The sequence below is a fragment of the Thermodesulfatator autotrophicus genome (genome assembly GCF_001642325.1).
GTDB lineage: Bacteria > Desulfobacterota > Thermodesulfobacteria > Thermodesulfobacteriales > Thermodesulfatatoraceae > Thermodesulfatator > Thermodesulfatator autotrophicus.
In genome coordinates this window covers 42,634-54,067 of record NZ_LSFI01000015.1, presented here as the reverse complement: position 1 = coordinate 54,067, position 11,434 = coordinate 42,634, and the positions used below count along the sequence as shown (strand labels likewise).

Sequence of the window (11,434 nt, the reverse complement as noted above, 5' to 3'; positions counted from 1 at the left end):
TGACTGTCAGATAAAGTCTAAACTTTTACATCTTAAAGGTCTAGTTTTTTGGAAAGGCATCCTAGCATGATAGAGCTTAAGTCATAGATATGCTTTCAAGGTTAATCAGCTTCCGCGGAAAAGAGGTAAGCCTTTCGGCACCGTCTTTCGTAATCCAATAAGTGTCTTCTATACCTACAAGGCCTATTTCAGGCACATGGCATTTTGGTTCAAGGGCTATAACCATGTTCTCTTCAAGAGGGATATCCAGGGAAGCAATAGGGGGCCACTCGTCAATTTCAAGCCCTACCCCATGGCCTACAAAAGGCACCTTCTCTGGACCGTGAGCCATAAAATAATCACTTATTCCCAACTCCTTGGCTTTGTTAAAAGCTGTTTCATATAACTCCCTTACGCTTGTCCCAGGGCGCAGGAAGTTTTCAAGCTCATTAAGCAAGAGTAAAACTTTAGCGTAAATTTCAACGGCTTTTTCAGGAATTTCCCCAAAATAAAAAAGACGGCTCTGGTCAATCATGTATCCCTCGTGCCAGCCGGCATAATCAATAAGAATTAATTCGTTTGCCTTAATCTTCTTTTCTGAAGGCCCTTGTGGGAAACCGTATACTCCCTGGCCCCCTTGACCGGTGGTAACATAAGCGGGTATTACCCCGGATTTTCCCGAAAGAAGATGACCATAGGCAAGTTCCTGGCCAAAACCATAAGTGCGGGTAAACGCCGGATAGCCCCTTTTTCTGAGCTCAGCCTCAAGCAAACCAGCGGCCTCAAGTTCGCTCTGGCCAGGTTTAAGTCTAGGTAAAAAATTCCAGATAGCATCAGAAAGTTTTTCCGCAGCTTTTTTGAGACAGTTTATCTCATAAGGGCTTTTGATAGCTCGAATTTTCTTAATGATTTCGCCTAAATCTCCAAGCTCAAAGGCTGAAAGAAGCTTCTGGTATCGCCGGTATTGGCTAAGAGGGAGGCGGTCTTCCTCAAGGCCTATTATTTTAATACCCAGCTCAGACAAAAAATCCGGAAGTTTTTTAAAAGAACGAAAGGGAATAACTTTACCAAAGGGCTTCAGATCTGGCCTTCCCAGAGTACGATAAACCAGCAGAAAAGTTTCTGCTTTTTGCGTTATAACCAGATGTCCATCAATAAAAGCGCCTGTAAAATAAAAAATGTTTAAGGGATAGCGAATAAGAGCAGTGTCTAGACCTTTAGTTGAAAGATAACGGGCTAAAAGAGTTACTCGGCGGGCAAACTCTTCTTTATCCGGTGGCATGTTTTAACTTCTCAGCAAGTTTTAAGACTGTTTCAGCATAAGGGCGGCTCTTATTATAAGTCATGATTACTTTTAGCTGAGTTTGATAATCTCTGGCCTTTCCCCAACCATGACGTGCCAGATAATTCGCCATAGAAGCCAGGGCGTCTTCCAGGTTAAATAAATCTACCTTTCCATCTCCATTCCAATCATAACCGTAAGAAAGGAGACTAGAAGGCACAAACTGAGGAAGCCCAAAAGCTCCAAAAACTGAGCCTTTTATAGCAAGTGGATCAATATTGTACTCATAAGCATAACGCAAAAAAGCTATTAGTTCTTTATAAGCCCATCTGGCTCGCCTTTCCATAAAAGCCTTTAGCCGCTTTTCTTCCTCAAGAGAAAGGCCTTCAGGGAGAAAATCTCTGACTGTTTCCCAATCAGAAGCTACAGCCATACTGGCCAGCACGTTAAAAGTCTCATATTTTCCAGTATAGCGGCCAAGGTCTGTTTCTACTAAAAAGATGGCCACCAGTACCTCTCTAGGCACACCAAAACGTTTCTCAAGAGAAGATAAAAGTTCAGAGTTTTCTTGCAAAAACTTTTGAGCTCGGGCTACCCGTTCAGGTTTTAAAAACTGGGCATAATTTAACTTATATTCATCGTGTAGTAGCTTTTTGGGCATTATCTGAGGAAGAAATTTTACTTCTGGACGGGAAAAAACTTTCTCTATATATGAAGGAGAAAAACCTTCTGATATAAGCCTTTGCTTCAAAACGCCAAAATCAAACGACCAGGAAATAAAAGGGAAAAACACTATGAGAAAAAAACATATTAAAAAACGTAACATTAAGCCACTCCTAGTTCTTCAAGAATATTTTTTAACATTTCAAAAGTAACAGGTTTCCGCAAATAATAAGAATTAGTAAATTCTTCGGCCAATGTTTTTGTATGATCATTAATGAGCCCGGTTAGAAAAATAATCGGTTTGTCTGTTATTTTTCTTATATAGCGGGCTAACTCAAGGCCATCAATTTGGGGGAGCTTGATATCAAGTAGATATATAGAAAATTCTTCGTTATTTATAAGCTTCACAGCTTCCTGACTGTTGCCTGCCTGATGGACTTCAAATTCAAGCAGACTAAAAAATTCCGCCAGTACTTCGCGAACGCCAGTATCGTCTTCTACAATTAAAACCCTTTTCTTTTCCATTTCCTCGCCCACCCCAAAATTATAAATTATTTTTTAATTTTTTAATAGTTTTTAGTTAATATTTATCATAAGTTCCCCACAATTTTTTTAACACGAAATTTTAAAGAGCCAAAATACTTTGATGCCAGTTAAAATTTTTTTGAAAAAAGCTTTTAGGTAGCCGAAAAGATTTATATAATCCAGATGAACCTTTCAAAGAGGCGGGTATCTTTAATTAATGAGAGCGAAATAGATGATAATTTTTGAGTTATCATTGCGAGCGAAGCGAAGCAATCTTTATCCTGAGCAGTAGCGAAGGGATCAAAGATCGCCACGGCGACTACGTCGCCTCGCGATGACGCTCTGTAATGTAAAAAATGATCCCATTAGTAATTAAGGAGGTTTAAGTGGAAGCATTCACTATCTGGTTTACCGGGCTTTCTGGTTCTGGAAAATCTACCTTATCCAGAAGGACTTATCTGGAAATAAAAAGGCGTGGCCTTAAGGCCGAACTTCTTGATGGAGACATTATCCGCACCAACTTCAGCCAGGAATTGGGTTTTACCAAACGGGAACGCGATATTAACGTAAAGCGTATCGGTTTTCTCTCCTGGCTTTTAAATAAACACGGAATAATTAGTGTGGTGGCGGCCATTGCTCCTTACGAAGAAACCCGCCAGCTAAATCGCAAACTTATTCCCAATTACATTGAAGTTTTCTGTAACTGCCCCCTTGAAGTGGTTGAAAAACGCGATGTGAAGGGTTTGTATGCCAAGGCTCGCCGTGGAGAAATTCCTAACTTCACTGGTATTTCTGATCCTTACGAACCACCCAAAAACCCCGAAATAGAGGTTTTTACTGACAAAGAAACCGTTGAAGAAAGTATGCAGAAAATAATTTCTTATCTTGAAGAAAAAGGGTTTATACCGGCTACAGAAAATAATATAGATCCAACTGCCATAGAGGAAGAGGAGCGCCTTTTGCGCGAACATTTACGCCGGTTAGGTTTTGCTAAAAAAAGCTGGTGATCACCATGCCTTCTGAAAAGATTTCATTCTTGGTTTTTGCCGATGACTGGGGCGAACATCCCTCAAGCTGCCAGCATATTTTTAGACACATCGTAAAAGAGTATCCGGTCATCTGGGTAAACACCGTTGGCATGCGCCTTCCCCGCTTTTGTAAAGCCGATTTGGCTAAAGGTTTTCGCAAATTAAAAAGGATGTTTTTTCCCCGCAGGGAAAAAGCTTCCAGGCAGATGTTACCAGAAAACTTATCAGTGATACAGCCTCCCATGATTCCTTATAACAAGGGCTTTTTCCGCCAGATCAATCGCCATTCGGTCATAAAGGCCGTGAGGCAAGAACTTAAACGCCGCGGGCTTGAAAGGCCCATATTAGTCACCACTGTGCCTAACGCCTGCGACTACATTGGAGCCTTCGGGGAAAGGCGGGTGGTTTACTACTGTGTTGACGATTTTGCCAATTGGCCTGGCCACGAAAAAGACTTAATCCTCAAAATGGAAGAGGAGCTTATAAGGAAAAGTGATGTTTTTGTGGCTACATCAGAAGAGCTTTTTAAGCGATTAGAAAGATATCAAAAACCTATATATTTTTTACCTCATGGTTTTGATTTTGAACTTTTTCATAAACCAATTTTACAAGAACCACTAACCTTACAAAAAATTCCTCGTCCTAGAATAGGATATATAGGACTTATTGATGCTCGTCTAAACTTGAATTTAATAAGACATATATTGTCAAATCTTCTTAATATCAATTTTGTTTTTATAGGTAGAAATGAAATAGATATGACTTCAATTAAATACAGTAATTTTTATTATATTCCTCCTATTGATTATGAACAGGTTCCCTCAACTCTTCAGTCTATGGATATACTTATTCTTCCTTATATCGTAAATAGCTTTACCCAAACTATTAACCCCCTTAAACTAAAAGAATATCTTGCCACAGGGAAACCAATAGTAGGTGTTCCTTTAAAAGAAATTAAAAAATTTGAACCCTACGTGGTAATAGCTGAAACCCCTGAAGAGTGGGTTAAAGTTATTAACGACATAATTAACAGAAAACTATGTCCACCCAAAATTCCTCATGAAAAATTGGCCAAAGAAGACTGGTCCTATAAGGCCAAGGAATTTTTATCTTTTTGTCTTCCATAAATGGAACATTTGTAAATGCTTTAGTACGGGTTTGCAATTCCAAAGGAAAAAATCATTGCGAGACTGCGCTGATAGCCGAAGTAATCCCTGTTTCTAAGCTTTGGAAAGGTCTAATAACTTAACTTTGTTTTGTTTTCTTTAAAGAAATGGTCTCAGAAATTTTGACTTTAGAGGTTACCTTGGCAAGTTTTTTCTCTGCTCTAACAAATCTCAAAGGATTTAGACTTCTTCCCCAGCGCCTGATTTCATAGTGTACATGAGGGCCTGTGCTTCGGCCAGTATTCCCTACGTAACCGATTATTTCTCCTTTTTTAATCTGTTCTCCTCTTTTGACTACATATTTACGAAGATGCCCGTAAACTGTCATAAAGCCATGAGCATGCCTGATTTTCACGTACCGACCGAGGGCCCTGGTATAGCCTACCTGGTAAACCACACCATCTGCCGTAGCCCTAACAGGAGCTCCGTAGCGGGCAACTAAGTCTATCCCTGAATGAAAAGCCCGCTTTTTAGTGAAAGGATCTCTCCTATACCCGTAATAAGAAGATATATAACCTTTAACAGGCTTGCCTATGGGGATTTTGTCAAGCTTTAACAAATATTCATTTATTTTGGTTACCAGAATTTCATATTCTTTTTTGGGTGGAAGATAAGGCCCACCAACGGCTTTATTTGAGGAAACTCTAAAATGGCGCGAAAGCCCGAGCTGACGTACCACCTTTTTAACGTAACGGTCATACTGGCGCAAAGCCCCTACCGCCTGGTTAAGGAGTTCTTCTTTTTCTTTTTCAAGCTGGTCAATCTGGGTTTCAAGTTCTTTTTCTCTAAGCCTTAGAGAAAGGACTTCTGTTTCAAGAGAAGTAATATCTTTTTTAAGACTTTTTATTTCCTGTTTAAGTTTAATGTTCTGGTAAAAAAGGAAGGTGGAAATTAAAGAGAAAAAAACTGCTAAAAATACACTTGCTCGCTCTCGCCCCGTCCCTTTTAAACCTGTCCAAGTCTTTTTTAACGGCATAGGAAGATGATGCCAAAAAATTCTTTGAAAGGCAAGAGTTTTGTGCTTACTATTTGAAATCATGAAAGAACCTAAACAACGTATTTGGCTGGAAATATCCGTAGTGGTACCTGCGGAATTGAGTGATGCTGTGGCCAATTTCTTCGTAGAAACCACAGGCCACGGTGTAAAGTGTGAAGACGTAGAACCGCATCCTGAGGGAACTCTTTTAGTAAAAGTTACGGGATACCTTGCTCCCGAACAGGCGGAAACCGGTTTAATAAAAAAAATTTACGCCTATCTTGCCTCTCTTGAGGAGCTTTATCCAGAACATGAATTCAAGCTTGAACATCAGCCTCTACCTGAAGAAGAATGGGAAACGGCCTGGCAGGTCTATTTTAAGCCCATAAAAGTGGGAAAACGTTTGGTTATAAAACCCTCATGGGAAGCTTATGTGCCTGAGCCAGAAGACATTGTTATTGAAATAGATCCGGGAAGGGCCTTTGGTACCGGGCATCACCCTTCAACCTATTTAATACTTGAGACACTGGAAGAAATTTTTGAAAAAGAACTACTCAAAGATCCCACCATGTTAGACGTAGGTACAGGCACGGGCATCCTGGCCATAGCAGCGGCTAAGCTGGGAGCCAGAGAAGTAATTGCCATTGATATTGACCCAGAAGCGGCTGAAGTGGCTAGAGAAAATGTCCTCCGCAATCACTTACACGACAAAGTTTTTGTTTCCACCACTCCGGTTTGGGAAATCTTCTCAGGGTTTGACTTGATTTGTGCCAATATTTCAGCTTACGAGCTAGAACTTATGGCCGAAAAACTTACCGAATTGTTAAACAGCAAAGGTTTTATCCTTTTGTCTGGCTTTTTAAAAGAAGAAGCTCCTAAACTCAAAGAAAAGTACTTATCATTGGGGCTTAAACTTTATGCGGAAAAAATTGACCGGGAATTTAAGGAATGGACCATGCTTGCCTTTCAAAAGACCTAGCCTGTTTTTTAGCTGAAGGAATAAAACCGGGGGTTCCTTACTGGCTAAATCCTGAAGAAAGTCATCACTTAAAAAATGTATTGCGCTTGAAAGCAGGAGAAAAATTAGCTCTTCTTGACTTAGAAGGCCGGGAATATCTTGGAAAAGTTTTAAAAATTGATAAAGCTGGGGTTTTAGTTAAGGCTGAAAGCCTTTTACGATATGAAGAACCTTTAAAACCTAAACTAATCTTCCTTCTTCCCTTGCTTAAAAAAGACTGGCTTTCTTTTTTGGTGGAAAAAGCCGTAGAACTTGGAGTTTATGAGGTAATTCCTGTTCTAACTGAAAGAACCGTGGTTAAACCTGGCCCCAATTTAACGGCCAAGCTAGAAAAAAGGGCCAGGCAAAGCCTTAAACAATGCCGCCGGCTCTGGCCTCTCCATATAAAGGAACCCCTTCCGCTCAGTAAAGCGGCAAAGATAACAGCTGACCTCAAAGTGTTTGCCTATGAAAGAGAAAGCCAAAAAACCCTGGCTGAAACCTTAAAAACCAGTCTAAAGGTAAAAAGCGCTTGTTTTATAACCGGGCCTGAAGGCGGCTTTTCCCGGCAAGAAGCTGCTTTATTATTAAAACACCAGTTCAAACCCGCAGGCTTAGGCCATTTGATATTGAGAGCTGAAACCGCCGCCTTATATTTAATGTGCGTAGCTCATTTCAATCTTTTTCTTCAGAAATCTTGAAAAAAAGGGAATTTTATATTAGTTATTTTTAATAAAAAACAATGTTGAGGAGGTAAGCCGTGTATAACACGCTTAAAACTTTTATTCTACTCGCTGCTTTGACTGCGTTATTTGTAATCTGTGGTCAACTGCTGGGTGGTAAAACTGGAGCTATTATTGCGCTTATTTTAGCTGGAGCGATGAATTTCTTTGCTTACTGGTACTCTGATAAGCTGGTTCTCAAGATGACTGGAGCCAGAGAAGTGTCTCCAGCTGAAGCCCCTGAACTACACAATATGGTAGCCAAACTCGCTGCTCAGGCGGGCATTCCCAAGCCCAGGGTTTTCATTATGGATACTGAAACACCGAATGCCTTTGCTACAGGAAGGAACCCGGAAAAAGGCGTGGTAGCAGTTACCAGAGGAATTATGCAAATTCTCAACAGAGACGAACTTGAAGGGGTCTTAGCCCATGAAATTGCTCACATTAAAAACCGGGACATTCTGATTTCGTCTATAGCAGCGGTGATTGCTGGAGCCATCGCCTACTTAGCTGATATGGCCTCCTGGTCTTTGCTTTTTGGCGGCCTTTCTGGAGATGACGAGGAAGATCACGGCGTATTGGGTTATGTGGGCATATTTTTAATGATATTTCTCGCACCTCTTGCCGCCATGATTATTCAAATGGCGGTAAGCCGCAGCCGTGAGTATCTTGCTGATGCTACTGGAGCTAAAATTTGCCGTTGCCCGCTTTCACTAGCCCGGGCCCTTGAAAAGCTAGAGGCCTGGAACCGCCAGGTGCCAATGCAGGTAAACCCGGCTCAGGCCCAGATGTTCATTGTTAATCCGCTGTCTGGTGGCAGTTTTTACAAGCTCTTTTCCACCCATCCACCTATTCAAGACCGTATTGCCAAATTGGTTGAGATGGCCAGACGCGAAGGCCTGGCCGCTGCCTAACCTGAACTTTACAAGGAAGCTCCTTTAGGGAGCTTCCTTGTGTAAGGCTGACTAGACTCTTGACCAGAACACGCCCTTTAGAAGACTTATCCCTTTGGAGCCTGAGGTACGAAGTTTTTCCAGAAACACGTAAAAAAGCGGTACATAAACAAGGGTTAGCACAGTTCCTACCAGTAGGCCGCCAATGGCCACTACTGCCAGAGGCGATAGGCGCTCAAGCCCGATAGCCCGTTCAGCGGCAATGGGTATCATGCCGGCTATGGTGGAAAGGGCGGTCATTAAAATGGGCCTGGTTCTTGCGCGAATAGCTCCTTCCACTGCTTCTCTTAAGTCTTTTCCTTTTTCTCGAGCCTTTTCAATGAAATCAAGTAACAAAATGGAATTATTAACCACTACTCCAGATAGAAGAATCATACCCATGGAAGCTGGCATACAAAAGTGCCTGCCCACCAGCAATAACCCCCAGATAGCCCCAATCAAAGCCAGAGGAATGGCCACCATTATAGTTATAGGATGTCTGAAAGACCTGAAAGTGGGAACCAGAGAAAAATAAAGAAGTATCAACGAAAGTATAAGGGCGTCTTTTAGGCGGCCGAAAGACTCTTGCATGGGTTTTACTTCGCCTTCTTGTGAAACCTTATACCCTGAAGGAATTTTGAGGTCCGATAGGGCCTTTCCTACGCCGGCCTGAATATGGCTTATAGCGGTTTTACGGCGATAACCCAGGACATCAATAACAGGGGATAAATTTTCGCGCACAATAACATTTCTTACGAAATCTTTTTCCACAGTGGCTATTTCCCTCAAAGGCACCGGACCTTTAGGAGTAGGCACAAGATAATTTAAAAGATCATCAAGAGAATTTCTCTCCGCAGGAGAAAAGCGCACCTTTATGGCGTAAGGGCGTTCTTCGGGTATGCGCCAGAAAGAGGCCTTGCCCCCTGAAAAACCCATATAGATCTCACGGGCAAGAATTTCGGGTGTGAGACCATAAGCAGAAAGTTTTTCTATATCTGGCTTTATTAGATATTCCAGGCGGTCAAAATCCCACGTATGAGAAAGACTAACAAGCCCTGGTACTTTATAAAGTCTTTTTTCTATTTCCAGGGCCAGGTGATGCAAAATACGAGGGTTATAGCCTGAAACCATCACATCTACCGGTGCGGCGATAGAGGAAAGAGGAGTAGCCCCGAATTCAAACACATGAAGGGTCTTTAGGCCTGGAATTTTCAAAAATTTTTGGTAAAGATCGTCTTCTATTTGCCAGATGTTTTCTTTACGATGAAAGCGATCTACAAAATGGACTGTTATAATTCCCTGCCTGGGCGTACGGTCAGCTCCAAAACTTATCACCCCTGGCTCTGAGCCCATAACTGTGGCCATACGAATAAAGCCCGGATAACTAACGAGTTCCTTTTCCATTTGATTAATTATCTTTTCAGCTTCTTCTATAGGGGTATTGGGCGTTACTTCAAAAGAGACTTTGACTATCCCGGTATCCATTGGAGGCATAAGATCTCGCCCTACCAGAGGCATAACTTTTTTTACACTGAGCACCATGAGAAGGATAGCTGGCATAACAAGAACTATTTTGTAGCGAACGCCAAACCTGAAAAGGGTAAGGTAAAAGGCCCTAAATTTTTCTAGAAACCCTTCGCTTAAACGGGAAAGGAATTTTTCAAGCCGTGATGGCTCCCCTTTTCGCAACACATAGGGTGCAAGAAGAGGAATAATAGTCACCGAAACAATGTAAGAAGCCGTAAGCGCCATGGTTAATACCATGGCCAGCGGCCGTAAAATCTTTTCCACATAGCCGCCAACGAACATTATGGGAATTAGCACCAGAATGGTAGTAAAAGTACCTGAGAGGTCTGCCAGCATTATCTCCTGCGTGCCCGAGATAGCCGCCTGCCTTGGGGAAAGGCCCTTTTCGCGCAGGTGGCGTTCTATATTTTCAGCCACCACGATGGAGTCATCAACCAGAAGGCCCACTGCCAGAATAACCGCCGTCATGGTAACGATGTTAAGCTCAAGGCCAAACAGTTTCATAAAAAAGAAAGTAAGAAAATAAGTTACAGGGATGGAAACAGCCGCTAAAAGAGTAGCCCTAACTCTGGCCATTAAAAGAAAGATTACAGCTACCGTAAGGATTATGGCGTCTCTTAATGCCCCTATCAGATTGGAAAGCGAAGTCTTGATTATGTTCTTTTGGGTATCAGCTATGGAAAAGTTGAGCTCGGGATATTTGGCCTGAAGTTTTTTTAAGGCCTTTTCTGCCGCCTCAATAGTAGCCATAACGTTGCCATTTTCTGGCCTTAAAACATTAAGGCCTATGGCTGGTTTCCCGTTACCATGAAACAAGCTATTTCTATCTTCATGGGCAAGAGTTATATTGGCAATATCTCCAAGACGGATGGACTTTCCTTTTAGTGGAATAACAATGTCTCTCAGCTGCTCTGGTTCTGTTATTTCTCCGGGAATTTTTATAAAAATCTCGCTATCTTTTGACCTTACTATACCCGCAGGAAGATTGCTGTTTTGCGAGAAAAGAGCAGCCGTTATACTGGCCAGGTTTAAGCCATAGCGAGCAAGAGCGTCCCTTTTAATTTCAACCCTTACTTCGGGCTTATAGCCCCCAAATACTTCTACATCGCCAATTTGAGGCACATTTAGCAGGGCGGGTTTGAGGTATTCTTCAGCCAGACGTCTTACTTCGGCAAGAGAAAGATTTGAACCAGGCCGTGGGGTTATAGCCACAGTCATTACGGGATTGGTGGCGTCACTTACTTTAAAAATACGTGGCGGCAAAAGCCCTCGGGGAAGGTCACTTAAAATGCGGTCAAGGGCAGATGAAACGTCCACCTGTGCTGCAGAGAGCCCTTTTTCATACTCAAATTCTACTGAAAGGACTCCTACCCCATCTCTTGCCACAGAACGCACTTTGCGCACCAGAGAAAGAGTGGCAAGCTCTTTTTCCACAGGGATAACCACTTCCTGTTCTACATCCTCGGCTGAAGCTCCGGGCAGAGAAAGCACTACCACTATTTGGGGATAGTTGGCATCAGGAAAAAGATTTAAGGGAAGTTCCCGGAAGCTTTTTACACCCAGCACCACTCCCAGAAACAACAGGGCGAGAATAAGATGTGGCCACCTAAGGTAACGTTCTACAAAGGTCATATTTT

Annotated in this window: 10 protein-coding genes; 5 read left to right on the top strand and 5 right to left on the bottom strand. The window is 42.1% G+C overall.

Features of this window, described 5'->3' with window-relative positions; genetic code table 11:
• Positions 1-76: 76 nt before the first annotated feature.
• The 3 genes from TH606_RS04080 to TH606_RS04070 are packed head-to-tail and all read right to left on the bottom strand — an operon-like array spanning position 77 to position 2,449.
• Entirely contained in the window at positions 77-1,261 is a 1,185-nt protein-coding gene (locus TH606_RS04080) for a M24 family metallopeptidase (RefSeq protein WP_068541524.1), read from the bottom strand.
• Positions 1,248-2,087 carry a lytic murein transglycosylase gene (locus tag TH606_RS04075; RefSeq protein WP_082863504.1) on the bottom strand — a complete coding sequence of 280 codons (840 nt, stop codon included), beginning with the start codon at positions 2,085-2,087 and terminating at the stop codon, positions 1,248-1,250. The genes TH606_RS04080 and TH606_RS04075 overlap by 14 nt, the downstream gene beginning before the upstream one ends.
• Entirely contained in the window at positions 2,087-2,449 is a 363-nt protein-coding gene (locus TH606_RS04070) for a response regulator (protein ID WP_068541522.1), read from the bottom strand. Before TH606_RS04070 ends, TH606_RS04075 begins: the two co-directional genes overlap by 1 nt.
• 386 nt (positions 2,450-2,835) lie before the next feature.
• Here TH606_RS04070 and cysC point away from each other — a divergent pair, with 386 nt between their 5' ends.
• Positions 2,836-3,456 carry an adenylyl-sulfate kinase gene (cysC, locus tag TH606_RS04065; protein ID WP_068541521.1) on the top strand — a complete coding sequence of 207 codons (621 nt, stop codon included), beginning with the start codon at positions 2,836-2,838 and terminating at the stop codon, positions 3,454-3,456.
• Positions 3,457-3,461: 5 nt separating this feature from the next.
• Positions 3,462-4,604 (top strand): glycosyltransferase family protein, encoded by a 1,143-nt coding sequence (locus TH606_RS04060; protein WP_068541520.1) that lies wholly within the window; start codon positions 3,462-3,464, stop codon positions 4,602-4,604.
• Positions 4,605-4,722: 118 nt separating this feature from the next.
• Here the strand turns inward: TH606_RS04060 and TH606_RS04055 are convergent, their stop codons facing one another.
• Positions 4,723-5,682, bottom strand: a complete 960-nt coding sequence (locus TH606_RS04055; RefSeq protein ID WP_068541518.1) for a M23 family metallopeptidase — start codon at positions 5,680-5,682, stop codon at positions 4,723-4,725.
• Here TH606_RS04055 and prmA point away from each other — a divergent pair.
• The 3 genes from prmA to htpX are packed head-to-tail and all read left to right on the top strand — an operon-like array spanning position 5,681 to position 8,252.
• Positions 5,681-6,598: a 50S ribosomal protein L11 methyltransferase gene (gene prmA / locus TH606_RS04050; RefSeq protein WP_068541516.1), complete on the top strand. Its 918-nt coding sequence runs from the start codon at positions 5,681-5,683 to the stop codon at positions 6,596-6,598. The two genes, TH606_RS04055 and prmA, sit on opposite strands and share 2 nt — an antisense overlap.
• Positions 6,568-7,317, top strand: a complete 750-nt coding sequence (locus TH606_RS04045) for an RsmE family RNA methyltransferase (protein WP_068541514.1) — start codon at positions 6,568-6,570, stop codon at positions 7,315-7,317. Before prmA ends, TH606_RS04045 begins: the two co-directional genes overlap by 31 nt.
• Positions 7,318-7,376: 59 nt before the next feature.
• The gene (htpX, locus tag TH606_RS04040) at positions 7,377-8,252 is read left to right on the top strand and encodes a zinc metalloprotease HtpX (RefSeq protein WP_068541511.1); all 876 of its coding nucleotides are present in this window, start codon (positions 7,377-7,379) and stop codon (positions 8,250-8,252) included.
• 51 nt (positions 8,253-8,303) lie between these two features.
• Here the strand turns inward: htpX and TH606_RS04035 are convergent, their stop codons facing one another.
• Positions 8,304-11,429, bottom strand: a complete 3,126-nt coding sequence (locus tag TH606_RS04035) for an efflux RND transporter permease subunit (RefSeq protein WP_068541510.1) — start codon at positions 11,427-11,429, stop codon at positions 8,304-8,306.
• Positions 11,430-11,434 lie beyond the last annotated feature (5 nt).

Bases quoted from the DNA above. Each gene is read 5' to 3' on its own strand.
- prmA (WP_068541516.1), top strand. From the start codon at position 5,681: ATGAAAGAACCTAAACAACGTATTTGGCTGGAAATATCCGTAGTGGTA.
- TH606_RS04055 (WP_068541518.1), bottom strand. From the start codon at position 5,682: ATGATTTCAAATAGTAAGCACAAAACTCTTGCCTTTCAAAGAATTTTT.
- TH606_RS04035 (WP_068541510.1), bottom strand. From the start codon at position 11,429: ATGACCTTTGTAGAACGTTACCTTAGGTGGCCACATCTTATTCTCGCC.
- TH606_RS04060 (WP_068541520.1), top strand. From the start codon at position 3,462: ATGCCTTCTGAAAAGATTTCATTCTTGGTTTTTGCCGATGACTGGGGC.
- TH606_RS04080 (WP_068541524.1), bottom strand. From the start codon at position 1,261: ATGCCACCGGATAAAGAAGAGTTTGCCCGCCGAGTAACTCTTTTAGCC.
- TH606_RS04045 (WP_068541514.1), top strand. From the start codon at position 6,568: ATGGACCATGCTTGCCTTTCAAAAGACCTAGCCTGTTTTTTAGCTGAA.
- TH606_RS04070 (WP_068541522.1), bottom strand. From the start codon at position 2,449: ATGGAAAAGAAAAGGGTTTTAATTGTAGAAGACGATACTGGCGTTCGC.
- TH606_RS04075 (WP_082863504.1), bottom strand. From the start codon at position 2,087: ATGTTACGTTTTTTAATATGTTTTTTTCTCATAGTGTTTTTCCCTTTT.